This window comes from Amycolatopsis sp. NPDC034160 (assembly GCF_055575355.1).
The window spans coordinates 75408-101148 of the sequence record NZ_JBVISU010000003.1; the positions used below are offsets into that span (position 1 = coordinate 75408).

Annotated in this window: 27 protein-coding genes; 11 read left to right on the forward strand and 16 right to left on the reverse strand. The window is 68.5% G+C overall.

Translation table 11 applies throughout. The features are described from left to right. The 4 genes from ACZ54P_RS08805 to ACZ54P_RS08820 form a co-directional block, all read right to left on the reverse strand. Nucleotides 1–1179 carry a thiolase family protein gene (locus ACZ54P_RS08805; RefSeq protein WP_465460937.1) on the reverse strand — a complete coding sequence of 393 codons (1179 nt, stop codon included), beginning with the start codon at nt 1177–1179 and terminating at the stop codon, nt 1–3. After that, complete coding sequence (locus ACZ54P_RS08810; protein WP_465460938.1) at nt 1176–1931, reverse strand: CoA-transferase subunit beta; 756 nt, start codon at nt 1929–1931, stop codon at nt 1176–1178. Before ACZ54P_RS08810 ends, ACZ54P_RS08805 begins: the two co-directional genes overlap by 4 nt. Then, nucleotides 1928–2737, reverse strand: a complete 810-nt coding sequence (locus ACZ54P_RS08815; protein WP_465460939.1) for a CoA transferase subunit A — start codon at nt 2735–2737, stop codon at nt 1928–1930. Before ACZ54P_RS08815 ends, ACZ54P_RS08810 begins: the two co-directional genes overlap by 4 nt. Nucleotides 2738–2873: 136 nt before the next feature. Then, nucleotides 2874–3401: a hypothetical protein gene (locus ACZ54P_RS08820; RefSeq protein WP_465460940.1), complete on the reverse strand. Its 528-nt coding sequence runs from the start codon at nt 3399–3401 to the stop codon at nt 2874–2876. A 158-nt stretch (nt 3402–3559) separates the two neighbouring features. Between ACZ54P_RS08820 and ACZ54P_RS08825 the strand changes: the two genes are divergently transcribed. Continuing rightward, nucleotides 3560–4525 carry a 2-hydroxyacid dehydrogenase gene (locus ACZ54P_RS08825; protein ID WP_465460941.1) on the forward strand — a complete coding sequence of 322 codons (966 nt, stop codon included), beginning with the start codon at nt 3560–3562 and terminating at the stop codon, nt 4523–4525. After that, nucleotides 4522–5649 (forward strand): glycerate kinase, encoded by a 1128-nt coding sequence (locus tag ACZ54P_RS08830; RefSeq protein ID WP_465460942.1) that lies wholly within the window; start codon nt 4522–4524, stop codon nt 5647–5649. The genes ACZ54P_RS08825 and ACZ54P_RS08830 overlap by 4 nt, the downstream gene beginning before the upstream one ends. A gap of 335 nt (nt 5650–5984) precedes the next feature. Here ACZ54P_RS08830 and ACZ54P_RS08835 read toward each other — a convergent pair whose 3' ends face one another. Then, nucleotides 5985–6290, reverse strand: a complete 306-nt coding sequence (locus ACZ54P_RS08835; RefSeq protein WP_465460943.1) for an iron-sulfur cluster biosynthesis protein — start codon at nt 6288–6290, stop codon at nt 5985–5987. 80 nt (nt 6291–6370) lie between these two features. Further along, nucleotides 6371–6586, reverse strand: a complete 216-nt coding sequence (locus ACZ54P_RS08840; RefSeq protein WP_465460944.1) for a hypothetical protein — start codon at nt 6584–6586, stop codon at nt 6371–6373. 171 nt (nt 6587–6757) lie between these two features. Between ACZ54P_RS08840 and ACZ54P_RS08845 the strand changes: the two genes are divergently transcribed. From ACZ54P_RS08845 to shbA, 4 genes are all read left to right on the forward strand, one after another. After that, the gene (locus ACZ54P_RS08845) at nt 6758–7213 is read left to right on the forward strand and encodes a GtrA family protein (protein WP_465460945.1); all 456 of its coding nucleotides are present in this window, start codon (nt 6758–6760) and stop codon (nt 7211–7213) included. Nucleotides 7214–7222: 9 nt separating this feature from the next. Continuing rightward, entirely contained in the window at nt 7223–7573 is a 351-nt protein-coding gene (locus ACZ54P_RS08850) for a YidH family protein (protein ID WP_465460946.1), read from the forward strand. Between the two features lie 13 nt (nt 7574–7586). After that, nucleotides 7587–7883, forward strand: a complete 297-nt coding sequence (locus ACZ54P_RS08855) for a DUF202 domain-containing protein (protein ID WP_465460947.1) — start codon at nt 7587–7589, stop codon at nt 7881–7883. Between the two features lie 250 nt (nt 7884–8133). Then, entirely contained in the window at nt 8134–8790 is a 657-nt protein-coding gene (shbA, locus tag ACZ54P_RS08860) for an RNA polymerase sigma factor ShbA (protein ID WP_465460948.1), read from the forward strand. 84 nt (nt 8791–8874) lie between these two features. On the opposite strand, the gene ACZ54P_RS08865 is transcribed toward shbA, so the two are convergent. Genes ACZ54P_RS08865 through ACZ54P_RS08875 form a run of 3 tightly spaced genes read right to left on the reverse strand, consistent with a single transcriptional unit; the run spans nt 8875 to nt 10966 of the window. Further along, on the reverse strand, nt 8875–9699 hold the full coding sequence (locus ACZ54P_RS08865) for an amidohydrolase family protein (RefSeq protein WP_465460949.1): 825 nt from the start codon (nt 9697–9699) through the stop codon (nt 8875–8877). Further along, entirely contained in the window at nt 9696–10667 is a 972-nt protein-coding gene (locus tag ACZ54P_RS08870) for an aldo/keto reductase (protein ID WP_465460950.1), read from the reverse strand. The genes ACZ54P_RS08865 and ACZ54P_RS08870 overlap by 4 nt, the downstream gene beginning before the upstream one ends. Beyond that, nucleotides 10664–10966 (reverse strand): L-rhamnose mutarotase, encoded by a 303-nt coding sequence (locus ACZ54P_RS08875; RefSeq protein WP_465460951.1) that lies wholly within the window; start codon nt 10964–10966, stop codon nt 10664–10666. Before ACZ54P_RS08875 ends, ACZ54P_RS08870 begins: the two co-directional genes overlap by 4 nt. A gap of 106 nt (nt 10967–11072) precedes the next feature. Here ACZ54P_RS08875 and ACZ54P_RS08880 point away from each other — a divergent pair, with 106 nt between their 5' ends. Then, entirely contained in the window at nt 11073–11783 is a 711-nt protein-coding gene (locus tag ACZ54P_RS08880) for a FadR/GntR family transcriptional regulator (protein ID WP_465460952.1), read from the forward strand. A 201-nt stretch (nt 11784–11984) separates the two neighbouring features. Here the strand turns inward: ACZ54P_RS08880 and ACZ54P_RS08885 are convergent, their stop codons facing one another. From ACZ54P_RS08885 to ACZ54P_RS08910, 6 genes are read right to left on the reverse strand one after another with little or no spacing between them, the layout of a single operon-like run. Continuing rightward, nucleotides 11985–12998, reverse strand: a complete 1014-nt coding sequence (locus ACZ54P_RS08885) for an ABC transporter permease (protein ID WP_465460953.1) — start codon at nt 12996–12998, stop codon at nt 11985–11987. Next, nucleotides 12991–14517, reverse strand: coding sequence for a sugar ABC transporter ATP-binding protein (locus ACZ54P_RS08890; protein WP_465460954.1), 1527 nt, complete (start codon nt 14515–14517; stop codon nt 12991–12993). The genes ACZ54P_RS08885 and ACZ54P_RS08890 overlap by 8 nt, the downstream gene beginning before the upstream one ends. Beyond that, complete coding sequence (locus tag ACZ54P_RS08895; RefSeq protein WP_465460955.1) at nt 14514–15557, reverse strand: sugar ABC transporter substrate-binding protein; 1044 nt, start codon at nt 15555–15557, stop codon at nt 14514–14516. The genes ACZ54P_RS08890 and ACZ54P_RS08895 overlap by 4 nt, the downstream gene beginning before the upstream one ends. A gap of 27 nt (nt 15558–15584) precedes the next feature. Further along, complete coding sequence (locus tag ACZ54P_RS08900) at nt 15585–16343, reverse strand: SDR family NAD(P)-dependent oxidoreductase (RefSeq protein WP_465460956.1); 759 nt, start codon at nt 16341–16343, stop codon at nt 15585–15587. Beyond that, nucleotides 16336–17640, reverse strand: a complete 1305-nt coding sequence (locus ACZ54P_RS08905) for an enolase C-terminal domain-like protein (RefSeq protein ID WP_465460957.1) — start codon at nt 17638–17640, stop codon at nt 16336–16338. Before ACZ54P_RS08905 ends, ACZ54P_RS08900 begins: the two co-directional genes overlap by 8 nt. Then, nucleotides 17640–18500 carry a fumarylacetoacetate hydrolase family protein gene (locus ACZ54P_RS08910; RefSeq protein ID WP_465460958.1) on the reverse strand — a complete coding sequence of 287 codons (861 nt, stop codon included), beginning with the start codon at nt 18498–18500 and terminating at the stop codon, nt 17640–17642. Before ACZ54P_RS08910 ends, ACZ54P_RS08905 begins: the two co-directional genes overlap by 1 nt. A gap of 230 nt (nt 18501–18730) precedes the next feature. On the opposite strand from ACZ54P_RS08910, the gene ACZ54P_RS08915 reads away from it, so the two are divergent. After that, entirely contained in the window at nt 18731–19975 is a 1245-nt protein-coding gene (locus tag ACZ54P_RS08915; RefSeq protein WP_465460959.1) for a Bcr/CflA family multidrug efflux MFS transporter, read from the forward strand. A gap of 89 nt (nt 19976–20064) precedes the next feature. Here the strand turns inward: ACZ54P_RS08915 and ACZ54P_RS08920 are convergent, their stop codons facing one another. Further along, on the reverse strand, nt 20065–21288 hold the full coding sequence (locus ACZ54P_RS08920; protein WP_465460960.1) for an NAD(P)/FAD-dependent oxidoreductase: 1224 nt from the start codon (nt 21286–21288) through the stop codon (nt 20065–20067). Nucleotides 21289–21483: 195 nt separating this feature from the next. On the opposite strand from ACZ54P_RS08920, the gene ACZ54P_RS08925 reads away from it, so the two are divergent. The 3 genes from ACZ54P_RS08925 to ACZ54P_RS08935 all read left to right on the forward strand — a co-directional run bounded on the left by ACZ54P_RS08925 (nt 21484) and on the right by ACZ54P_RS08935 (nt 25677). After that, nucleotides 21484–21717 (forward strand): hypothetical protein, encoded by a 234-nt coding sequence (locus ACZ54P_RS08925; protein ID WP_173426337.1) that lies wholly within the window; start codon nt 21484–21486, stop codon nt 21715–21717. A 58-nt stretch (nt 21718–21775) separates the two neighbouring features. Then, nucleotides 21776–23749, forward strand: a complete 1974-nt coding sequence (locus ACZ54P_RS08930; protein ID WP_465460961.1) for an SDR family oxidoreductase — start codon at nt 21776–21778, stop codon at nt 23747–23749. A gap of 113 nt (nt 23750–23862) precedes the next feature. Then, nucleotides 23863–25677 carry a hypothetical protein gene (locus ACZ54P_RS08935; RefSeq protein ID WP_465460962.1) on the forward strand — a complete coding sequence of 605 codons (1815 nt, stop codon included), beginning with the start codon at nt 23863–23865 and terminating at the stop codon, nt 25675–25677. Nucleotides 25678–25741 lie beyond the last annotated feature (64 nt).

Genomic DNA, 25741 nt, shown 5'->3' on the forward strand with positions numbered 1-25741 from the left:
TCACTGGGCTTCGAGGACGACGGCCAGCCCCTGGCCGACGCCGATGCAGATGGCCGCCAGTCCCCACCGGCCACCGGAGCGGCGCAGATGATGGGCCAAGGTGCCGAGGATGCGGCCGCCGGAGGCGCCCAGCGGATGCCCGATCGCGATGGCGCCGCCGTTGACGTTGACGATCTCCGGGTCGAGTTCCGACCAGTCGCGCAGGCACGCCAGCGACTGCGCGGCGAACGCCTCGTTCAGTTCGACGGCAGCCAGGTCTTCCCAGCCGATTCCGGCCCGCTCCAAGGCGATTTCGGCCGCGCGCACCGGGCCGATGCCGAAGACGTCGGGATCGACGCCCGCCGCGCCCCGGCCGGCGATCCTGGCCAGTGGCGCCTTGCCGAGCCGTTTCCCGGCCGCCTCGTCACCGAGCAGCAACGCGGACGCGCCGTCGTTCAGCGGCGAGGCGTTCGCGGCGGTGACCGTCCCTTGTGGACGGAAGACGGGCTTGAGCTTCGCGAGTTTCTCCGGGCTGGTATCCGGCCGGATACCTTCGTCACGGGTGAGTTCGACGCCTTCGACGGGGACGACGTGATCGTCGTAGAAGCCTTCGTCCCAGGCGCGGGCGGCGTTGACGTGACTGCGGACGGCGAAGGCGTCCTGCTCCTCGCGGCCGATGCCGTAGCGTTCGGCGAGCTGTTCGGTGGACTCGCCGAGCGAGACCGTCCACTGCTCGGGCATCTTCGGGTTGACCATGCGCCAGCCGAGTGCGGTGGAGTACAGCGTCTGGTTTCCGGCGGGGAAGGCCTTTTCCGGCTTCTGCATGACCAGCGGCGAGCGGCTCATCGACTCCACCCCGCCCGCGACGGCGAGCGAAGCGTCGCCGACCTGGATCGAACGGCTCGCCTGCATCACCGCGTCGAGGCCGGAGCCGCACAGCCGGTTGACCGTGGCGCCCGGGACACTCGTCGGCCAGCCCGCCAGCAGCGCCGCCATCCGCGCGACGTTCCGGTTGTCCTCGCCGGCGCCGTTGGCGTCGCCGAGGACGACCTCGTCCACGGTGGCCGGGTCGAGGTCGTTGCGCTCGCCCAGCGCCCGCAGCACGGTGGCGGCGAGATCGTCCGGGCGGACCCCGGACAGGGCGCCGCCGTACTTGCCGAACGGGGTACGGATGGCGTCGAACAGGAAGACGTCGGTCATGCGCTCGCCCTTTTGAGGTCTCGGAGGATGCGGAGTTCTGCCTCGGTCGGCGCCGGGGTGGTAGCCAGGTCGCCTGCCACCTTCAGTTTCCACCCGGTCGCCTTGACGACCTGATCGACCTCGACGCCGGGATGCAGCTCGGTCAGCGTGAGCTCCGCGGTCTCCGGGTCGGGCCGCATCAGGCCGAGGTCGGTGACCACCAGCGTCGGCCCGGCGCCGGGAAGGCCGAGCCGCTCACGGTCGCCCTTGCCGGTGCCGTGGCCGAACGACGTCACGAAGTCGACCTTCTCGACGAAGGTGCGGGTGCTCTGCCGCAGCACCACGAACACCTCGCGGCAGGACGCGGCGATCTCCGGCGCACCGCCCGCGCCGGGCAGGCGCACCTTCGGGTTGGCGTAGTCCGGGCCGATCACGGTGGTGTTGATGTTGCCGAACTTGTCCAGCTGTGCGGCGCCGAGGAAGCCGACGTCGATCCGGCCGGGCTGAAGCCAGTAGTTGAAGACCTCCGGGACGCTGACCACGGCGTCCGCGGTGTCGGCGAGTTCGCCGTCGCCGATGGACAACGGGAGGCGGCTCGGTTTGGCGCCGAGACACCCGGATTCGTAGATCAGCGTGAGGTTCGGCGCGTGGCCTCGCCGAGCGAGGTTCGCGGCCGTGCTCGGCAGGCCGATGCCCACGAAACAGGACATTCCGTCGCCGAGCGCGCGAGCGGCGGCGACGCTCATCATCTCGTCGGAGGTGTAGTCGGTCATGCCTTCACTCCCGTCAGCTCGCCGAGCCAGCGGGTGAAGCTCTCCCTGTCCCGGCCGATCGCGTCCCATGCCTGGTAGGCGTCGTTGTCCCGTTCGTAGTACCCCGCCGCGTACGACGGCTTCGCGCCGCCGGGAATCTCGGCGACGGCGGTGACCGCCCACGACGGCAGCACGATCGCGCCCGGCCTGGGCTCCAGCTCGTCCACGATCTCCTCGACGGTGACCAGCGAGCGCTTCGCCGCGAGCACCGCCTCCTTCTGCACGCCCGTGATGCCCCAGATCTGGACGTTGCCGGACCGGTCGGCACGCTGGGCGTGCACGATCGACACGTCCGGATTGAGCGCGGGGACGGCGGCGAGTCGCTCGCCGGTGAACGGGCAGGTGATGGGCTTGATCGTGTCGGTCTGCGCGGCGAGATCGGTGCCGGTGTAGCCGCGCAGCACCGCGAACGGCAGGCCCGACGCGCCGGCGACGTACCGATTCGCCATGCCCGCGTGGCTGTGTTCCTCTATTTCCAAGGGAACCGGCCAATCATGCTGTACCGCGTCACGGAAGCGGTGCAGCGAGCCGACACCGGGATTGCCACCCCAGGAGAAGATCAGCTTGCTCGCGCAACCGGCGCCGATGAGCTGGTCGTAGACGATGTCCGGGGTCATGCGGACGAGCGTCAGCCCGGTGCGGCGCTGCCGGATGATCTCGTGACCGGCGGCGACCGGAATGAGGTGCGTGAAGCCCTCGAGCGCGACGGTGTCCCCGTCGTGCACCAGCCGTGCCACGGCGTCCTTCAACGACAGCAGCTCCGCCATCCCCACTCCCGGCCTGTTGATAATGTTCGTATCGCGCACAGCTGTTCTCCATATGAACATAGCACAGTCGGCCGGGTCCGGGCACTGCTTCCGGCCCGGTGAATCTCGATCAGCCTTCACGGGTCCCCGAAGGAGCTCAGCTCATCCCACTGCCGGGCGGAAACCATTCGACGACCCGGAAGTCCCCGGTCTCGACCGTCTCGAACGGCGCACCGCTCATACAGGGCGGCACGACGAACTTGTTTTCGCGATCGAGCCCCCAGCTGTAGCCGACTCGGTCGCGCCTACCGTGGTCGTACACCGTCATCCCGACGCGGCGCTCCTTGAGCTCCGGGACGTTCGTGTCCTTGACGATGCCGGTGACCACGGCGACCGGACCGCCGACCACCAGGCAGTCGACCGTCCCCTGGAAGTAGCCGGAGAAACCCTCGCCGACATGGCTCACCCGGAACGTCCCGCGGCTGTCCGGATAGAGACCGTGGGCATCGAAGGTGAACCGAACGTCGTCGCCGTCCGTGCGCAGCATCTTGGCGCTGCCGATCAGACTCGGCTCGGACGGCTTCCCTTTGTCCCCCTCCGCCCCCGATGCCGGGCCCGACGCGACGAGGGTCGTGGCGATGACCATCGCGGCTCCGATGGCCGCGAGTTCTCGTGATCGTTTCATTTCCACCCCCTGGAACCCCCTGCTCACGGAACCTTTCCGCGGTTACGACCATCTCGCGGCGACGGACGGTGACGACTCCCCCGCACAGGGGAAGCGCCTCCCTCATACCGGGGTTTCTCGCGTTTGGGATACCAATCTCCGCCCACTAGGCTGATGGCGTGACCTCGACGATCGCGGTGACCCGGTGGATTCCCGACGAAGCGCTGAAAGTGCTCGCCGACATCGGGGAGGTGAAACTGTCGCGAGCCGAACGGCCGCTGACGCCGGACGAACTGCGTGAATTCGTCCAAGGCGCGTCCGCGATCGTCGGCATGTTGCACGACCGGATCGACGGCGGGGTCGCCGACGCGGCGGGTCCGGCGCTGAAGGTCGTGGCGAACGTGGCCGTCGGCTACGACAACATCGACGTCCCGGCACTGGCCGAACGCGGCGTCACGGTCACCAACACCCCCGGCGTGCTCACCGACGCCACCGCGGATCTGGCGTTCGGGCTGATCCTCGCGGTCACGCGACGGCTCGGCGAGGGCGAACGGCTGCTCCGCTCGCGCACGCCGTGGTCGTTCCACCTGGGTTTCCTGCTCGGCTCCGGACTGCAGGACAAGACGCTCGGTGTCGTCGGGCTCGGCCAGATCGGGCAGGCGGTCGCGCGGCGGGCACTCGGCTTCGGCATGCGGATCGTCTACTCAGGACGGTCGCGGGCCGCCGAAGAGACCGAGAAGGCCTTGGGCGCCGAATATGTGCCCTTCGACGAACTGCTGAAAAGTTCCGACGTCGTCTCACTGCACTGCCCGCTGACGCCACAGACCCGGCATCTCATCGACGCGGAAGCGCTGAAGACGATGAAACCGGGCGCCTGTCTGATCAACACCACGCGCGGACCCGTCGTGCACGAGGCGGCGCTGGCGGACGCGCTCGAAGCCGGGGAGATCGCCGGAGCCGCACTCGACGTGTTCGAAGCCGAGCCCCACGTCGAACCGCGCCTCCTTGACCGTGAGAACGTCGTCTTGACGCCGCACCTCGGATCGGCGACGGTCGAAACCCGTACCGCCATGGCCGTGCTCGCGGCCGAGAACGTCGCGTCGGTGCTCACCGGCGGAAACCCGCTGACGGAGGTTCGTCCATGACTCGTGTGGTCATCGCGCCCGACAAATTCAAGGGAAGCCTGACCGCGGTCGAGGCCGCGGAGGCGATCGCCCACGGCGTCCGCGACGCACTGCCCGAGGCCGAAATCTCCGCCTGCCCGGTCGCGGACGGCGGCGAGGGAACGCTCGACGTCCTCGTGGCGGCGGGTGGCCGTCTCGTGGAACTCCCCGTTCGCGGGCCGCTCGACGACACCGTCGACGCGCGCTACGTGACACTCGACGGGACGGCCTACATCGAATCGGCCCGTGCGTGCGGGATCGAGTTCGTCGAGCCAAGTCCGGAGGTGGCGCTGGCCGCGCATACCTGGGGCGTCGGCGAACTGCTCGCGCACGCGATCGACGACGGCGCGCGGCGGCTCGTGCTGACCGTCGGCGGAACCGCGAGCACCGACGGCGGTGCCGGGATGCTGGCGGCGCTGGGCGCCGGGGTGTTCGACGCGTTCGGGGCGCCGGTCGGGCTCGGTGGCGGCACGTTGGGGCGCGTCGCCTCGGCCGAACTCGGGCCGGCGCGCGAACGACTCGGTTCCGTGCCGGTGTCAGTCGCCACGGACGTGACGAATCCGCTGCTCGGACCGCGTGGCGCGGCCGCGATCTTCGGACCGCAGAAGGGGGCCGGACCACGCGAAGTCGAGCGACTGGACGCGTCGCTGGCCCGCTGGGCACAGGCGCTGCGGAACGCCGGGGCTCCCGACGTCTCCGACATCTCCGGAGCGGGGGCGGGTGGCGGGGTGGCCGCCGGCGCGATCGCGGGACTCGGCGGCCGAGTGGAATCCGGTTTCCGGCTCATCGCCGGGCTCACCGGGGTCGACGGCGCCATCGAGCGCGCCGACCTGGTCATCACCGGCGAGGGCTCACTCGACGAGCAAAGCCTGGACGGCAAGGCCCCGGCGGGTATCGCGGCCCGCGCGCACGAGCATTCGGTGCCCTTGATGGTGCTCGCCGGACGGATCCAGCTGGACGAGCGCCAGCTCACCGGCCTCGGTGTCGTGGGCAGCGCCGCCTTGATCGACCATGCGCCTTCGCTCGACCACGCCCGCACGCACGCGGCGGAACTCCTGCGCGAGCGGGCCGGGGAACTGGTCCGCGCCTGGGCTCGGACCGTTTGAGGGGTGGTGGACGCGGACCGGGCTTCATGTCCACAAGGGACATTCCTGAGCGAGCGCTCGATTATGCCCCGATGTTCTGCCCTGCATGGGGTCGTGAGTGGCGCTGAGGGTTCTATAGAGGGGTGAGGCAAACGTGTCGTGGTGGAGTGGGCGGGAGCGGCCAGCGGCTGGGCCGTGAAGGACTCGTTGAGGGCAGCGGCGCGTGGGTCCAGTGGGTCGTGAGTGGCGATTCGGGTTAGAACCCGAATCGCCACTCACGACCAACCTGACCCATCCCTCACCGAAAGCCTCAAGACGCCACGTTTGCCTTAAAACTCAAGTAAGCCTGAAACGGCTCAGTTGCCTGGGTGAGGCTGCGGGAGTACGGCGAAAGCGACTTCGCCGGTCTCGTCCTGCTGGACGTCGAGCACCTTGTCGTCGAGCAACGCGGCCGCTTCCGGCTCCAGGAAGACCTTCGGGCCCCCGTCGGCGCCGAGCACCTTGTCGCCGCTTTCGGGTTGCGGAGCAACGGAAACCGCGAGCTGCGGACTGTCTCCCTGCTGGGAGTGCATCGCGAAACGCAGTCCGCTGCCGTCGTCGGTTCCCTCCTGCCCGGTCAGTGCGGTGATCGCCTCGGCGGCGGCTTCGGTGACTGTCAGCATCTCTGCCTTCCTTCGTCGCGGTCTTGCACTTGACGGACCACGCTAGGGGGTGACAACACGGCCCGCCGTCTGAGTGAAGATCATTTTTCGCCGACGTCCGGCTCCTCTTCGGCCAGCCGCATGGCGTGCGACTCCCCTTCGCGCATTTCCGCCGGCGTCGTCCCGAACCGGTCGGCGCCACTCCAGTGTTCGGGTGGTTCCACGCCCTCTTCGAGCGGATCGACCCGGAGTTCGTCCTCGTCGAGCGCTTCACTGGGACTCAAGGTTTCCGGCTCAGCCGTATCGCGGTCGTCCATCGGCCGTTCCCTCCTCATCGGACGTTCGCCGGGCCGTGCTGTACTCGACCCGGTCCCTGTGGCCTACCCGATGCCACCGGAGGCCAAACGACGACGCTGTCGGGGGGATCACAGTTCTCAATGGCTTTAGCAGCTTCACAAATTTGTGAAACGAGGGGTAGCGTCGTCTTCATGACCACCACCAGGTGGGCGCCAGGGCACCGGATCATCCGGCGCGCGCCGGAACGGCATCACGAGCTCGGCCACCATGCCGCCTGGTACGTCGTCGCCGGGGTCGCCGCCACCGGCCTCCAAGCGGTGCTCTTCCTTGTCCTTCAGCCGGTCTTGGGCGCCCAGTTGGCCAATCTGGTCGCGCTCGCGGTCACGACGGTCGGAAACACCGAGTTCCACCGTCGGGTCACCTTCGCCACCCGGAAGAGTCATGCGGGCAAACGGCATTTTCAGGACGTGGTGACGTTCGCCTTCTACGCCGCGTACGGCTCGATCGTGCTCGCGTCACTCGACGCGGTGATCACCGAGCCGACCGCGCTGGAGCAGACGGGCGCCTTGCTCGCGGCCAGCGTCGTGGGTGGCATCGCGCGCTTCGGGGTCCTTCGCTGGTGGGTCTTCCCGCGCCAGAAGGCCTAGTCTCGTCGCGTGGCAGAGATCAACGGACCGCACGACAGCGGTTCGGAACCCGATTACCGATTCACGCTCGCCAACGAACGGACCTTCCTTGCCTGGCTCCGGACGGCGCTGGGCCTGCTCGCCGGCGGGGTCGCCGTGCACCAGCTGGTACCGGACCCCACCGCGCTGAGCACCGTCCTCGCCGGGCTGTGCGTCGTACTGGCCGCCGTACTCGCGGCGAGCGCGTATCCCCGCTGGCGGCGGGTCCAGGCCGCGATGCGCGCGGGACGGCCGCTGCCGAAGAGCGGAATGCTGCTCGTGCTGACCACGGGGATCCTCGTGATCACACTGACGGCCGCGGCACTGGTGGTCTTCTCGTGAACTTGGCGAGCGTGTGAGCGATCACGGAGCGCAAGCGGAACGGACGGGACTGGCCTGGCGCCGGACCGCGCTCGCGGCTACTGCCTGCACACTCCTGCTGCTGCATTCGGCCGCCCGCCGGGGGTGGGGGACGGCGATCATCCCCGTCGTGTTCGCCGGCGCCATGGTGATCACCCTCGCCGTCGTCGGAGCGGTTCGTGAACGGGCACTGCGCAGCACGGACACCCCGAAACCTCTTAACCCTGTCCTGGCGGTCACCGTGTCGGCACTTGTCGTAGCCACGGCGGCCGCTTTGATCGCCGTGCGCTAACCGCCGCGCACATCGAGCGATCGCGCGCACCCTTTTCGCGACGCGGAGTCTCGGTTGTATTAAGCCGACTCCGGCGAATGGGCTATCTCTAGTTGAAATCTTTACTGCCGTCCGATCGACGCCTACGATTACGCTGCGTCGCAACGGCGGCGGGTGAACCTGATCTTACGGAGCATCTGCCGCCCTCAATCATTACGGATTGTTGGCCCCTCGACAGCGACGGTCGCAGGGTCGGCCGGGGAGGACGACCATGCAAGCAATCTCCAGCGCGTCCAGAACCGTCACCACCGATGCGGTCCCCGGCTATACGACACCGGAGAACCTGCCTCGACCGGGCGGACGGTTGACGAAGGAGGATCTCGATCCTCTCGTCAAGGACGCGGGCGACGGGAATCCCGCCGCCATCCAAGCGCTGCTGCGGATGATCGGCCCCGTCGTGGTCCGCTACTGCCGCGCCAGAATGGGCGGCCGCGACCTGTCCTACCTGTCGGCGGACGACGTCGCGCAGGAAGTGTGCATGGCCGTGCTGAAGGCACTGCCGGGTTATCAGGATCGCGGCGGTTCGTTCCTCTACCTCGTGCACGCGATCGCCGCCAACAAGGTCGCCGACGCCTACCGCGCGGTCTCCCGCGACCGGTCGGAACCGGTGCCGGAACTGCCGGAACGACCCATCGGCGACAACGAGCCCGAAACGCACGCCCTGCACCTGGACCTCGGTGCCCGGCTCAGCCGCCTGCTCTCCAAACTTCCGCGAGTGCAGCAGGAGATCCTCGCGCTCCGCATCGCCGTCGGCCTTTCCGCCGCGGAAACCGCCGAGGCGCTCGGAATCTCCGCCGGCAACGTGCGCGTGACGCAGCACCGCGCACTGGCCCGCCTGCGGACGATGGTCACCCACGACGAATTCTGATCTTTCCTTCCCCCTGTCGCAGGTCGTTGATCGGCGGCTATCCGGCGCCTGGCCCCCGCGCCTCTCACTTTCCCGACCTGCCGCTCAGGTGAGCCGATAGGCCCGCCGAGCCGTGCCGTCGAAGAACTCCAGCCGCTCGGCGTCGCTCAGCGAACCGGTCAGCGAGAACGCCGTGTCCACGACCACCTCGTACGCGGCGGCGAGTTCACAGACAGGCCAGTCGGAGCCGAACATCAGCCGCGAAGCCCCGAAGCACTCCAGCACGTGCTCGGCCCAGCGCGCCAGATGTCCGACCTTCCACTGTGCCCAGTCCGCCTCGGTCACCAGGCCCGAGAGCTTGCAGTAGACGTTTTCCAAGGCGCCCAAGGCCGCGATTCCGTCCGCCCAAGGCTGCCATTCCCCGGAGGAGATCGGTGGCTTCGCGGCGTGGTCGAGAACGAAAACCTGATCAGGCAACGACCTCGCCGCGGTAACGGCGGCCGGGAGCTGAGGCGGCTTCACCAACAGGTCGTACGCCAGCCCGGCCTCGCCGACGGCGGCGAGGCCACGCAGGACCTCGGGCCTGGTCAGCCAAGACGGATCCGCCTCGTCCTGCGCCTGATGCCGGATTCCCACCAGTGGACCGGAAAAGGCGGCGACGCGGTCGGCGACATCGGGGGCGGTGAGATCGACCCAGCCGACGACCCCGGCGAGCAAAGGCTCGGCGGAAGCGGTCGCGAGGAACTCACGCGTCTCCTCCTCCGACGAGACCGTCTGCACCAGCACGGTCCCCTTCACTCCCGCAGCCTTGGTCACCGCGCGAAGATCGTCCACTGTGTACGGACGGCGGATCGGATCGAGGGCGGCATCGGCCAGCCAAGGATAGTGCCGCCGCGTGGGATCCCAGAGGTGGTGGTGCGCGTCGATCACGACTGTCCTTCCGGTCGCAGCACGGTGTCCTCACGCAACAGTCCCGCACGGATCAGGTCCGCCCACAACGCGCGCGGTACCGGCCGCCGGAACCGCTCGGCGTTGAGCCGGACCTGCCCGGGATCGTGCGCGCCGACGACGACGGACACGACCGCCGGATGCGCGGCGGGCAGCGCCAAGGCGGCCTGCGGGAGTTCGACACCGTGCCGCTCGCAGACTTCGGCGATGGCCCGCGCCCGCGCGACCAGTCCGGTGGGAGCCTCGGCGTAGTCGTACATCGTGCCCGGCGACGCCGTGGCGAGGATCCCCGCGTTGAACGCTCCCCCGGCGACCACGTCCACCCCGCGTTCCACGCACAGCGGCAGAAGATCGTCGAGCGCGGGCTGGTCGAGCAGGGTGTACCGGCCGGCCAGCAGGAGCACGTCGAGGTCGAAGCGGCGGACGAACTCCGCGAGCATCGGCGCCTGGTTCATCCCGGCGCCGATGGCGTCGACGACACCCTGCTCGCGCAGTTCGAGCAGCGCGGGAAACGCGCCGTCGACGGTATCTTCGAAGTGTTCGTCCGGATCGTGCACGTAGACGACGTCCACGCGGTCGAGCCCGAGTCGTTCGAGACTGTCCTCAAGCGACCGGAGGATCCCGTCACGGCTGAAGTCCCACCGGCGTTTGTAGGCCGCCGGCACGACGAAACCCTGACTGTCGGTCCGTGAAGCGCCATCGGGATCGGGTTCCAGCACGCGGCCGACCTTGGTCGACACCACGTAGTCCGCGCGAGGGTACGCCGAAAGCGCCGCGCCCAGCCGTCGTTCGGACAGGCCGAGACCGTAGTGCGGGGCGGTGTCGAAATAACGGACGCCTTCGTCCCATGCCTGCCGGACGGTCGCTTCGGCCGTTTCGTCGGTGATGGCGTGGTACAGGTTGCCCAGCTGCGCGCAGCCGAGCCCGAGCGGGGACAGGGAGATCTTCACGGAAGCTCCCAAACCAGGCCGAGGCCCGAATCGTTACCGGAGTAGTCGTCTTCGACGTCGAGCAGTTCCGACATCCGCGCCTGCCAGGGAATGTTGGCCGGATGATCGCGCAGTGTCGCGCGCATCTTCGCGTAATCTTCGACTTCCACCAGGTGGAACAGGTCGAGACCGTCCCGCCAGATCCGCCACGAACGCACGCCCGCGCCGCGCAACGCGACGTCGAGATCGGGCGGGATGACGGCGTGGACCGACTCGTATTCGGCCTCCTTGCCCGGCTTCAACCGGGTATGGAGTGCCACCCTTTGTAGTGCGACACCGTGGGTCAAAGCTCCTCCTCAGCGGGAAACATGGCACTCTGTCAACTGACACACAAACATCCGAGGTCTTCGGGGAGGGCGGTGGAAGATGCCGGTCACCGATGTCGCGATCGACAAGATCAAGGACATGATCATCTCCGGTGAGCTTGCTCCCGGCGACAGGCTGCCGAAGGAGGCCGAACTGGCCCAGCGGCTCGGCCTGTCCCGCAGTTCGCTGCGCGAAGCGGTGAAGGCGCTGTGCCTGATCCGCGTACTCGACGTCCGCCAGGGTGACGGGACATACGTCACCAGCCTCGAACCGAATCTCCTTCTCGACGCGATGACGTTCGTGGTGGACTTCCACCGGGACGACACCGTGCTGGACTTCCTCGCCGTCCGCCGGATCCTCGAACCGGCGGCGACGGCGCTGGCCGCGATGCACATGAGCGACGAGGACATCGCGGAACTAGGCCGCCTGCTCGACGAGCTGGCCGACTCGCCGACGGTGGAGGCGCTGGTCGCGAACGACCTGCAGTTCCACCGCAAGATCGCCGACGGCTCCGGGAATCCGGTGCTGTGTTCGCTCTTGGACAGCCTTTCGGGCCCCACCGCGCGCGCCCGCATCTGGCGCGGCCTCACGCAGGAGGGCGCCGTCGCGAAGACCCGCGAGCAGCACACGGCGATCTACGAGGCCATCGCCGCCCGCGAACCCGAACTGGCGCGTTCGTGGGCCACCGTGCACGTGGCCGGGGTCGAACAATGGCTCCGCAACGCCCTGGGCACCGCCGACGACCCGACCGTGACCGCCGAAGCTTCCTGACACCGCACACTCTCCCAACCGGCCACCGAAGTGGCCACAAGGTCTCCCCAAGGGCGCCCTGCGCCCGACGGAGACTTCACCGTCGCGCGCCTCTTTCGGCCGGAGGCCCCGGAAACGCGATGAAGGGGCGCCTCCTCGCTCACCGCGCCGTGACTGCCAACGGCGCCCCTTCGGCGCGTTTCCGTCAGCGCGCGACAGATATCACTGGGCCTTCCCGCCGGCATAGCGGGAGATGATCAACGCGACCAGGATGATCACGCCGTAGATCGCCTTCAGCCATTCCGGCGGCACCTGCGCGACCTGCAGCAGGTTGGTGACCGTCTGCAGGAGCAGCACGCCGGTGAGCGCCCCGACCAGAGTGCCCTTCCCACCGTCCAGTGAGACACCGCCGATCACCGCAGCCGCGAACACCTGAAGGATCAATCCGTCGCCCTGATCGGCGCCGAGCGCGCCGACGTAGCCGGTGTACGCGAGCCCGCCGAGCGCGGCCAGCACACCGGCCACGACGAAGACACCCCACGAGATCCGGTCGACGCGGATACCGGCGGCTCGCGCGGCTTCGGAGTTGCCACCGATGGCGTACAGCGATCGGCCGATCCGGTGATACCGCAGCCCCAGCCCGAACACGGCGAACAGCGCCGCGGCCAGCCACACCGACATCGGCAGCCCGATGAACGTGGTCGTCGCCAGCGCGGTGAACACGTCCAGCTGGTCGAACAGCGTCTTCCCTTGCGTGGACCCGATCTGTGTACCGCGCAGCACCGTCAGCATCGCCAGCGTGACGATGAAGGCGTTCAGCTTCAGCTTGACGATCAGGAACCCGTTCACGAAGCCGACCGCGGCACCGGCCACCAGCACGGCGAGAATGCCCGCGAAGCCGGGGAATTCGGTGCCGAAGCCCGAAGACGCCACCGGGATCACCAGCATCGCGCCGAGCGCGGGCGCCATGCCCATGGTGGATTCCAGCGACAGGTCGAACTTCCCGGTGAGCAGGACCAGCGATTCGCCGAGCACCACCATCGACAGCGCCGCCGAGGCGGACAGGATGCCGACGATGCTGCCGAAGGTCAGGAACGTGTCACTGATCAGTCCTCCGATGATCAGCACCACGATGAGCGCCGGCACCAGCGCGAGTTCCCGCAGCCATTTGACCTTCCGGCGGCGTGGCGGGGCCGCGAACGACGAAGTCTTCGGATCGGTCATCAGTTCAGGCACCGCGCTCGACTCCTTCGATGTCGGCCACCAGGTCGCCGTCGGACCAGCCCGCCCGGTGTTCGGCGACCACCGCACCGGCGCGCAGCACCAGCACCCGGTCGCTCAGGCGCAGATCGTCCAGCTCGTCGCTGACGATCAGCACCGCCTTGCCCTCGGTCCGCACCCGGTCGACGACGGCGAGCAGCGCTTCCTTCGATTTCACGTCCACCCCCGCGGTCGGGTTGATCAGCACGACCAGCCGCGGATCCCCGGCGAGCGCGCGGGCCAGCACGACCTTCTGCTGGTTGCCGCCGGAAAGGTCGGACACCGGCTGGTCGGCGTCGGCCGCGACGATGTCGTAATCCGTCAACGCCTTCGACGCCTTCGAGTACCGGACGCCCGGAGACGCCAGGCCACCCTTCCCCATGCGGTCCAAAATGGACAATGTGGCGTTGTCGGCGATGGAATGCTCCAGCACCAGTCCTTCTTGATGCCGGTCCCTCGGCACGCAGCCGATCCCGGCGCTGATCGCGGCCGGGATGTCGCCGGACTTCAACGGCTTTCCTTCGACCCGGATCGTCCCGGATGACGCCGAACGCAGTCCGTACACGGTTTCGGCGACCTGGTGTTTGCCGCTGGCGTTGCTGCCCGCGAGGCCGATCACTTCGCCACGGTGGATCCGGAAGGTCACGTCGCCGAATCCGTCCCCAGACAGCCCGTCGACGGTCAGTACTTCGTCGGCGTTCGGCGCCAGCGCCTCCCGCGTCGAGGCGTCGCGGACGGAAAGGCCGCCCTGCTCGCCGGTCATCGCGTCGATCAACTCGGCACGGCCGACCTCCGAGACCGGAGCGGTGAGGATGTGCTTGGCGTCGCGCAACACGGTGACCGCCTGACACACCTCGTACACCTCGTGAAGGTGGTGCGAGATGAACAGGAACGTCACCCCGCTGTCCTGCATCTGGCGCATCCGCTCGAAGAGCCGTTCGATCGCCTGGCTGTCCAGCTGCGCCGTCGGCTCGTCGAGCACGATGAACCGGGCACCGTAGGAAAGTGCCCTGGCGATCTCGACGAACTGCCGGTCTTCGACCGAGAGCTCACCGGCCGGGGTGTCGACGTCGACATGGACGTCCCAAGAGTCGAGCAGCTCCCTCGCCTGGCGGCGCAAGCGCTGCCAGCCGATCGCGAATCCCTTCCCGGACTGGCGATTGAGGAACAGGTTCTCCGCGACGGTCAGCTGCGGGACGACCATCGCGTGCTGATAGACACAGGCGACCGCGCGTTTCCAGTCGTCCTGTTTGGACAGAGGCGGGGCCGGGACCCCGCCGAACTCGACCCGTCCGGTATCCGTTTTGGACAATCCGGTGAGGATCGAGACCAGCGTGGACTTCCCCGCACCGTTGCGGCCGACGAGCGCGTGCGACTCGCCGGGGTGCACGGTGAGGCTGACGTCGGAGAGGGCCACGGTCGGGCCGTAGCGTTTACCGACGCCCAGTGCGCTGACCACCGGTACGGCGGCGGAGCCGGCGGGCAGCGCGCTCACAGGTTGTTCCCCCACAAGGCCTTGTCGTCCACGTTCTCCTTGGTGACGACGGGCGCGGGAAGCTGGTCTTCCAGTATCCCGGGCCGGACCTCGACGACGGTGCTGCCGTGGTCGGTCGGCCCCGTCTTGAAGGTCTCCCCCGCCATCGCCTTCTTGACCCAGTACATCCCGTACTTGGCGTAGTCGTCGGCGGGCTGGGACACGGTCGCGTCGAGTTCACCGGCGCGGATCGCGGCCAGTTCCTGCGGGATCCCGTCGTTGCTGACCAGCACGACGTGCTTCGGGTCCCCGACCGGGAAGTACAGGTTCTTGCGCTTGAGGGCCTGCTGCGTCGGCGCCAGATAAACGCCGCCCGCCTGCATGTACACGGCCTTGATGTCCGGGTTGGCGGTGAGAAGACTGTCCAAACCGGACGAAGCCTTGTCCGCCTTCCACTCGGCGGAGATCTCCAGCACCTGGACACCCGGGAACTTCGACTTCATGCACTGCCGGAACGCCTCGGAGCGGTCACGGCCGTTGACCGAGGCGAGATCGCCCATGACCTGCACGACCTTGCCCGAAGTGACCTTCGCGCCGATCGCCTCGCAGGCCTTGGTGCCGTACGCCTTGTTGTCCGCGCGCACCACCATCGCGACCTTGCCGCTCTCCGGCGCGACGTCGACGGCCACCACCGGGACGCCCTTGTTCTCCGCGGCCTTCAGGCCCGCCACGACGGCGGCGGAGTCGAGCGGCGTCACGACGAGACCCTTGACGCCCTGGTTGAGCAGGGTGTTGATGTCGGTGATCTGTTTCGCCGAGTCGCTGTCCGCGTTGACCGTCGGCAGCGCGTCGACGCCCTGCTCCTTGGCCTTCGCCGGTACGTAGTTGTTGTAGGCCTGCCAGAACGGCGAGGTCAGCAACGGGATCGTCGCGCCGACCTTGCCGCCTTGCGCCCCACCGGCTCCCGGTGCGGCCGTGTTGTCCTTGGTGGACCCACAGGCTGACAGCACCAACCCGAGCGCGGTGGCCGTGGCGGCCACCTTGATCACCCTCGTACGCACCGCATCCTCCTTGATGACAGCGAAGAACTACTGCTGGGCCGGGCCGCGCGGACGCAGCCCGTACATCCCTCCGTCGACAGCGAGCGCCGTGCCGGTGGTCGAAGCCGACAGCGGACTGGCGAGGTACACGATCGCGTTCGCGACCTCGGCCGCGGTCACCAGTCTGCCCATCGGCTGACGGGCGGCCAGCGCGGCCCGTTCGGCTTCCGGGTCACCCGCCGAATCGAGCAGCCTGCCGACCCAGGGGGTGTCCGCGGTGCCGGGGCAGACGCAGTTGACCCGGATCTTGTCGGCGAGGTGGTCGGTCGCCATCGCCAGGGTCAGCGAGAGCACCGCGCCCTTGCTGGCCGAGTACAGCGCGCGGTCGGGCAGCCCCGCCCACGCGGCGATCGAGCAGGTGTTGACGATCGCGGCCGACGGCGAGTTCTTCAGATGCGGCAGCGCCGCACGGGCCAGCCGCACCATGCCGACGACGTTGATGTCGAGCACCCGGTGCCATTCGTCGTCGTCGTTGGCGGTGACGTCGCCTTGCGCGCCGATACCGGCGTTGTTGACCAGGATGTCCAGCCTGCCGAAGCGCTCGGCCACCGCGCCGATCGCGGAGCGCACTTCGTCGTCGGAACCGACATCACAGCGGAAGCCGGTCAGGCCTTCGGGAAGGTCGGCGGGTTTCAGGTCGAGCACCGCGACCGTCGCCCCGCGGGAGGCGAGCAGATCCGCGGTGGCCCTGCCGATCCCGGACGCGCCACCGGTGACGGCGGCGACGAGGCCTTCGAACTCACTCACTGGCAGTCTCCGTCCATTCCGGACCGTCGGGGAAGGTGAACCGGCGCAGCGTCGCGTCGTGCATCCGCGCGGAGAAGCCGGGCGCGGACGGGGCGAGGTACCGCCCACCGGCCACGACGGCCGGGTCGGTGAAGTGCTCGTGGAGATGGTCGACCCACTCGATCGACCGGTCGGTGTCCGAGCCGGACACCGCCACGAAGTCGAACATCGACAGATGCCGCACGAGTTCGCACAATCCGACCCCGCCGGCGTGCGGGCACACCGGGACGCCGAATTTGGCGGCCAGCAACAGGATCGCCAGGTTCTCGTTGAACCCGCCGACCCTGGCGGCGTCCAGTTGCAGTACCGAGATCGCGCCCGCCTGCAGGAGTTGCTTGAACACCACGCGGTTTTGGACGTGCTCACCGGTGGCCACGCGGATCGGGGCGAGCGCCTTGGCGATCGCGGCGTGCCCGAGCACGTCGTCGGGCGAGGTCGGTTCCTCGATCCAGTACGGGTCGTACGGCGCGAGCGCGGTCATCCAGGTGACGGCGGTCCCGACGTCCCAGCGCTGGTTCGCGTCGACCGCGACCCGGATGTCCGGGCCGACCGTCTCGCGGGCGAGTTTCATCCGGCGGACGTCGTCCTCCAGATTGCCGCCGACCTTCAGTTTGATCATCTCGAAACCGTCGGCGACCGCCTGTTCGGCGAGCCGGACGAGTTTCGTGTCCGAGTAACCGAGCCAGCCGGGAGACGTGCTGTACGCGCGGTATCCGTCGCGCTCGATCCTGGCGATCCGCTCGGCGCGGCCGGGTTCGGCGGCGCGCAGGATGTCGAGCGCCTCCTGTTCGGTCAGCGCGTCGGACAGGTAGCGGAAGTCGACGAGGGAGACGAGGTCTTCGGGTGACATCTCGGCGGCGAAGCGCCAGACCGGGAGCCCGGCGACACGCGCGGCGAGATCCCAGGCGGCGTTGACCACCGCGCCGATCGCCATATGCGCGACCCCTTTCTCCGGGCCGAGCCACCGCAGTTGCGAATCACCGATCAGGGCGCGGGACAGCTCGCCGAGCCCGGCGGCGCCGGTGGGTACTTCGCGGCCGACGACGTGGGGTTCCAGCGCGCGGATCGCCGCGGCCTGGACGTCGTTGCCGCGACCGATGGTAAAGGCGAGGCCGTACCCGTCAGGACCGCCGTCGGTGTGCAACACGACGTACGCGGCCGAGTAGTCCGGGTCCGGGTTCATGGCGTCCGAGCCGTCCAGCTCCCGCGAGGTGGGGAATCGGACGTCGAGCACCTCGATACCGACGATTTTCGCCATCACGCCTGCCTCACGTTCTGGCGCTGACGGCCGAGGCCGTCGATTTCGAGCTCTACGACGTCACCCTCGCGCAGGTACGGCTTCGGGTCCGGCTGACCGAGCGCGACTCCTTGCGGAGTACCGGTGTTGATGAGGTCGCCGGGGCGCAGCACCATGAACTGGCTCAGATAGTGCACGATCTCGGCGACCGAGAAGATCATGTCCTTGGTGGACGAGTCCTGCTTCTTCTCGCCGTTGACCCACAGCCGCAGGCCGAGTGCCTGTGGATCGGGCACCTCGTCGGCGGTGACCAGCCACGGGCCGAGCGGGTTGAAGTTCTCGCACGACTTGCCCTTGTCCCACGTGCCGCCGCGTTCGAGCTGGAACTCGCGCTCGGACACGTCGTTGGAGACGGTGTACCCGGCGACGTACTCAAGAGCCTCTTCCACGCTGTCGAGGTAGCGCGCGGTCTTGCCGATGACGACGCCGAGCTCGACCTCCCAGTCGGTCTTGGTCGACTTCCTGGGCACGAGCACGTCGTCTTCCGGGCCGACGACGACGTCGGAAGCCTTCATGAAGACGACCGGCTCGCCTGGTACGGCGGCGCCGGACTCCTCGGCGTGCTGCCGGTAGTTGAGGCCGACGCAGACGACCTTGCCCGGCCGCGCGATGGGCGCGCCGACCCTGGCACGCGCCGCTTCCGCGCCGGCTTCCGGCACCTCACCGGCGGCGAGCGCGGCCGCGACCCTGGCGAGGCCATCGCTCGCGAAGAAGGTGCCATCGATGTCGGCGGTCAGACCCGCGAGGTCGCGCAGCGTGCCATCCCCGGCACGTACGAACGGACGCTCACTTCCCGGCTCCCCGAGACGCAACAGCTGCACGGATTTTCCCTTCCGGCCGAACCGCCAACAATCAACGGCTCCAACAGCAACAAACAGACATCCGATGTATACCCGACGACGTCCGGGGAGATCTAGAGGTCACCCGGATTTGTCCGGAAAAGTGATCGGATCAGTCATCGACGGCCGGAGTGCCATGGGTCACAGTCGGAATAGTTACCTACTCTAAACAAGTTGTTACCCGCGGAACCATCACTGGGGAAGGGAAGAGCATGACCATCGCGCCCGAGCGAATGACGGAACCCGTCGCGCGACCGATACCGACCGGACGCGCCCGGTTCGTCCTGATCCTCGGCGGCCTGTCCGCCTTCGGGCCCCTGTCCATCGACATGTACCTGCCCGCGCTGCCGCAGATGGCGGGCGAGCTGCACGCGGCGGACGCGACCGTCCAGCTCACGCTGAGCGCGTTCATCATCGGACTCGCCCTCGGCCAGCTGGTCCTCGGACCGCTGTCCGACGCGATCGGCCGTCGCAAACCGCTCGTGGCGGGTCTCGCGCTCTACATCGTCGGATCGCTGCTGTGCGCCTTCGCCCCGAGCGCCGACCTGCTCATCGCCGCCCGCGCCGTCCAGGCCTTCGGTGCCGCGGCCGGCATCGTCATCGCCAGGGCGACCGTGCGCGACCTCTACTCCGGCACCGCGATGACGAAGTTCTTCTCGCTGCTCATGCTGGTCAACGGGCTCGCGCCGATCCTGGCGCCGATCATCGGCGGCCAGATCCTGAACTGGACCTCGTGGCGCGGGGTGTTCGTCTGCCTGACCGTGTTCGGCGCGATCCTGCTCGCCGTCGTGTTCTTCCTGCTGCCGGAACCCCTCCCCGAGGAACGCCGGACGCCCGCCAGGTTCGGTTCGGTGATGCGGACTTACGCCGGCCTGCTCCGCGATCGCGGTTTCCTCGGTTACGCGCTGGCTTCCGGGCTGATGTTCGGCAGCCTGTTCGCCTACATCTCCGGATCGTCCTTCGCGCTGCAGGGCGTCTACGGCCTGAGCCCGCAGGCGTACAGCCTGGTCTTCGGCCTCAACGGCATCGGCATCGTGCTCGTCGGCCAGCTGAACGGGCGAATCGTCGGACGCTTCCCGGAGCGGACGCTGCTGACCGTCGGCCTCGTCGTCGCGGGAGTGGCCGGTTTCGGCGTACTGGCCGCGGTGGTCATGGAGCTGAGCCTCATCGGGCTCCTGATCCCGCTGTTCGTCCTGGTGTCGAGCATCGGCATGGTGGCACCGAACGCGAGTTCGCTGGCGCTCGCCGAACAGGCACGGTCCGCCGGTTCGGCGTCGGCGTTGCTGGGTGTGCTGCAGTTCGTCGTCGGCGGGCTGGCGACGCCGCTGGTCGGACTGGGCGGCGCGGGCACCGCGGTCCCGATGGGGATCACGATGGCGGCGTTCGGCGTGCTCGCGCTGCTGGCCTTCGGGACCATGACGCGGTCTTCGCGGGCTTTGGCCCCTCAGGCGGTTTAAGCGGCCGAGTTCTGGTCCCGCGCGTGCCATGAAAGGTCCTTTCCTTGCAAATTTTGCAAGGAAAGGACCTTTCATGGCATTCCGAGGGGTCAAGCGAGAGTCGTGAGATCAGCCGTCCTCAGCTGCTCCGCCGTCACCGTCGCGCGTCCGTCGACCAAGGCCTTCAGCGCGTCCCCGTCCTCCCATTGGTTGACGTTCATCGCGGCGGCCACCTGTCCGTCCCGTAACCAGAACGCCGTGAAGTCCCGCCCTACGAGATCGCCCCGCACCACGAGTTCGTCGCTTTCGGAATCGGCGAGGCCACGGTATTCGCAGCCCAGGTCGTATTGGTCCGAAAAGAAATACGGGCTCTTCAGGTACGGCTCGTTCTCGCCGAGCAGATTCCCGGCGACGTGCTCGCCCTGCCACTTCGCGTTCGACCAATGTTCGACGCGCACGCGTTTCCCGTAGCGTGGATGGAAATGCGCGGCGATGTCGCCGATCGCGTAGACGTCGGGCGCGGCGGTCCGCAAACCGGCGTCGGCGCAGACACCGCCGTCGTCGGACAGTTCCAGTCCGGCGGCGTGCGCGAGGTCGATCTGGGGTGCCGCACCGACGGCCACCAGGACGACGTCCGCCGGAAGCTCCTCACCACTCTTCAGGCGGACACCGGTCACCCCGTCCGGACCGCCGGTGAACCCGGCGATGCCTTCACCCAGCCGCCAATTCACGCCGTGTTCGGTGTGAAGGTCCTTGAACACCCCGGACACCCGCTCGCCCAGCACGGCGAGCAGCGGCGAGCCGGCCTGGTCGACCACGGTCACGTCGGCACCCTGTTCCCTGGCCGCCGCCGCGGCTTCGGTCCCGATCCAGCCGGCACCGACGATCACCACCCGTTCGGCGTCCTTGACCGCCGAACGCAGCGCCAGCGCGTCGTCGAGAGTGCGCAGGGTCCGCAGTCCCGGCAGCTCCCCGCCGGGGACCGGCAACGACCGCGGCCGGGAGCCGGTCGCCAGCACGAGCCGGTCGAACCGGTGCTCGCCGCCCGCGTCGTCGACCACGAGCCGCGCGCCGAGTTCTATCCTGGTCGCGGTCGCCCCGCTCTGGTGCGCGATGTCCTTCTCTTCGTAGAAACCGGCGTCGTGCACCCAATCGGGTTCGTCGGTGTTGCCCAGCAAAAGTCCTTTGGACAACGCCGGTAATTCATACGGGCGATGCGTATCGGTGCCGAGCAGCAGGATCTCGCCCGCATAGCCGCGTTCTCGCAGCGTTCCCGCGGCCGTCGCTCCCGCGAGACCGGCTCCGACGATGACGATTTTCCTGGGTTCGGACATCAATGGCCTCCCAAGCAGTCCTTTCTCGGACGCTACTCCCATCCCGCCTCTTCCGGCCTAGCGAGACCGGAAGTCGATCACGCTGAGTTCGATCACGAAAGGCCAGCACGGTTAACCCATCAGTAGGAACGTCGGGGAATCCGCGTCACGGCCCTCGGATCGCCCCGTCCCAGCCTCGGACGAGAAAGGGAGATCATGGGAAACGGAAGGATGAGGACCTTGGCACCCCGCGACGAATGGTCGGTCGGCTGCCGGGATCTAGCAGGCAGGCGGAGGGACGTGACGGTGTTCGTGAGCGCGGACAAGATCGTGCTCGTGGCGCCGCCCGGAGAGGCCGCCGTACTCGGGCCGCTGGACGTGGGGCGCCTGCGCGCCGCGCTCCGCGACGCCGTGGTCGCGGTGGCCGAACATCCGGACCACCACGAATGACAACTACCGTTCCTACTTCTGAGTAGGTAGAGTCTGCTCCGTTCGGAAGGAGCAGGCCATGACCACCTACTTCGTGACGGGCGCGACGGGCTTTCTGGGAAAACGCCTGGTCGCGCGCCTACTGCGGCGACCGGAGACCGTAGCCGTCCATGTGCTCGTGAGGGAGACCTCACGCGGGAAGCTTCCGAGCCACGAGAAACTGGTTCCCGTCACCGGCGATCTGACCGAACCCATGCTGGGCGTCGACCCCGCCAAGGTGGGTACCTTCGACCACGTCGTGCACCTCGGCGCGATCTACGACCTCACCGCGGACGAGGCGGCCAACCGCGCCGCCAACGTCGACGGCACCCGCAACGTCCTGGAGTTCGCCGCCGCGGCGAACGCCGGGCTCTTCCACCACGTCTCTTCGATCGCGGTCGCCGGGCAGTACGCCGGGCGCTTCACCGAGGCCGACTTCGACCTGGGCCAGAGCTTCGCGTCGCCGTATCACGCGACGAAGTTCGAGGCCGAGAAACTCGTGCGACGGCACGGGAAAACGCCGTTCCGCGTGTACCGTCCGTCCGCCGTGGCCGGTGATTCGCGCACCGGCGAGATGGACAAGATCGACGGTCCGTACTACTTCCTTCCGGCGATTTCGCGCCTCGCCGCGTTGCCTCGCCGCCTTCCGCTGGCCGCCCCGGATCTCGGCGCCACGAACATCGTGCCGGTCGACTACGTCGTCGAAGCGATGGAACACCTCGTGCACGTCGACGCGCCCAGTGGCAGCACGTACCACCTCGCGTCGCCGCGCCCCCAGCCGCTGCACGAGGTTTACAACGCCTTCGCGCGAGCCGCGGGCGCGCCGAAGATCTCCGCCGTCCTTCCGCCGCGATCGTCCGGAGCGCTCAAACGCGCCGGAACCCGCCTGGCGAAGTCCGCGGCGGCAGGCGTCGACCGGGTTCCCGGCGGCCGTTCCGCCCGCGCGGCGGTGCTGAAGGAACTCGGCATCCCGCTCGAAGTCCTGCCGCATCTGAGCATGGAGGTCGACTTCGACACGAGCGCGACCACAGCGGCGCTCGAAGGCAGCGGAATCGCCTTGCCCCCGTTGAAGGAGTACGCCGGTCCGCTCTACCGGTACTGGCTCGCGCGGCTCGACCCCGATCGCGGCCGCCGCCGTCCGGGGCCGGAACCGCTCGACGGTCGCAAGGTCCTGATCACCGGCGCCTCTTCGGGGATCGGGCGCGCGTCCGCGCTGGCCGTCGCCGCGAAGGGTGCTGAAGTGATCCTCGTGGCCAGGCGAGCCGACCAACTCGAAGAGGTCCGCGAACAGATCGCCGCGGCGGGCGGGAAGGCGTCCGCGTACCCGTGCGACCTCACCGACGGCGACGCGGTCGACGCTCTGGTCAAGAACGTGCTCGCCGCGCACGGCGCGGTCGACATGCTGGTCAACAACGCGGGACGTTCGATCCGGCGCTCGCTTTCGCTGTCCACCGAACGGTTCCACGACTTCGAGCGCACGATGGCGATCAACTACTTCGGGCCCGTACGGCTGATCCTCGGCCTGCTGCCGTCGATGACGGAACGCGGCTTCGGCCACGTCGTCAACGTGACCACCCAAGGACTGCAGACCGACACCCCGCGGTTTTCCGCTTACCTGGCCTCGAAGGCGGCGCTGGAGGAGTTCGGGCTGACCGCCGGCCGGGAAACGCTTTCCGACGGGATCACCTTCACCTCCGTGCGAATGCCGCTGGTGCGCACCGACATGATCGCGCCGACCGGCTCCTACCGCGGCATGCCGGCGAGTTCGCCCGAGCGCGCCGCCGGTCTCGTGGTGAAGGCGCTCGAAGAACGACCGGAGATCCTGAACCTGCCCGAAGGCAAGGCCGCCGAATTGGTGACCCTCGTCGCACCCAAGACGACCCGGTTCTTCGCGCATCTCGTCTACCGGGCGATGCCGGAGTCCGCTCCGGAAAGCCGTGGCCTGCCCAGGAAGGCTCCGCTCGCGTCCGTCGCGGGCGCGGTCACGAAGCTCGTCTGGCGCCGCCGTCCCTGACGTCCCCGCGGCCGGGCTCGATCGGGGAAGGCCCCCGGCCGCTACCATCGGTTTCCGATACGCCGGGGTCGGCGGGCACGGGCCGAGGTAGGGACGAGCCGGGAAGGGGCAGTGTGGAAGTCGCCAGTCCCCCGCTGCCGACCGCACCGGACGCGGCAGTGGTACGTCCGTCCAGGACAGTGCTGCGGCTTTCCCTGCATGTGACCTGGGTGCTGGCGCTCGCCGTCGCCACCGAACTGCGCGTGGGGCGCTTCGGTTTCCATCCCTCGGACCAGGGTTTCATCCTCGCCCAGGCGTGGCGGGTCTTGCACGGCGAGGTGCCGCACTCCGACATCATCTCCGCCCGGCCGCTGGGTTCGGCGTACCTGCACATCGTCGACTTCGTCCTGCCGGGACCGTTGTTCTTCGTCTCCAGCGTGCTCAGCATGCTGGAGATCATCCTGGCGACCATCGCGTTCGCCGTGCTGGTCACCCGGCGCCGCGTCCGCGATTGGGGGCCGGGACTCACCGGGCTGACAGCGGCCGCGTCGCTGTTGAACCTCAACGCCTTCCCGCTGATGGCATGGCACACGATCGACGGGATCTTCCTCACCGCCTGCGGCGCCTGGGCACTGGATTCGGGACTGCGCAACGGCAAGGCGTGGCCACGACGGCTCGGGCTGGTCCTGCTGGGGACCGCGGTGTTCGTCAAACAGAGTTTCGCGCCGGTACCGCTGATCGCGCTGATCTGGCTGCTGTCGCATCCTTCGACACGGGAAGGCGCTTTCCTAACCGGGCGCTGGTGGCGACGGCTGGCGTGGGATCTGCTGGCGCTCGGCGCCTTCCTTCTCCTCTATCTCGGAATCGTCGCGTTCGACGGCGGGCTCGGCGCGATGGCCGAGCAGCTCACCGGTGGCCTCCCCGCGTACGGCGAACGACTCCTCGGGCTGTGGGTGGAAAATCCCGAGACGCTTATGCTGCCACCGGTGCGGGGCTTGACCTTCTTCGCGATCGCGGGCCTGCTTCTCGCCCTGCTCGCGCTCTTCCGCGACCGCGCCGGAACCGCCGGCGCGATCCTCGCGCGGCTGCTGGTCCTGGCGGGTGTGGCGGTGGTGGTCGGCACCGTCGTGGATGGACATTTCACCGGCGCGTCCCGCTGGGCGGACGTCCTCTGGTGGATCCTCGGTGTGGCGCTGCTGGTCGACTGGGTGGCGGCGCGGCGGTTCCCGCGGATGGGCGCGCTGGTCTTCGCGACCGGCTTCATGACGAGTCTGTCGTGGGGAAACGACACCCCGACGCTGTTCACCGGAACCCTGGCGCTGACGTCGGTCCTGCTGCTGGCGGACACGCTGCCGCCGATGCCCGCGCCGTCCCGGCGGATCAGCCTGGCGGGCGCGACGGCGATGGGGCTGGTCGCGGTGCTGGCGTCGGGCTGGGCCGTGGTGGCACACCACGACGAAGCGGCGTACCTCGACATGGCGCACGAGAAGCTGACCGGCGACCTCGGCACGGTGACGCCGTCGATGCGCGGCATCCGGACGAACCCGGGCACTTTCACTTACATATCCCAGATCCGGGACTGCGTCACGCGATACCCCGCGGGGCGCACGGCGGTCCTGCCCGACAATCCGTTCGCCTACCCCGCCTTCGGCCTGCGCAATCCGTTTCCGCTGGAATGGCCGCTGCCGCTGGAGATCGTCGCCGACGCTCCGGAACGGATGCTCGCGGCCGCCGACGACCTCAACCGCGACGGCGACTACCTGGTGCTGTTCCAGACCGTGAGCATGCCGACGCTGACCAAGGGCGGTCCGGTGCCCGCCGAGGTCGCGGCCGACGCGCCGATCTTCGACTACCTGGGGATGGAAAACGCGCTGCGGTCGCGGCTCACCGGGCAGACCGTCACCTGCGGCAGCTTCATCGGCAAGTGGGCTCCCGGCCCCCGCCCCTGACGCATTTCGTCCTCTAAATGCGGTAGTTGCACGCGCAAGTACCGCATTCAGAAAACGAAATGCG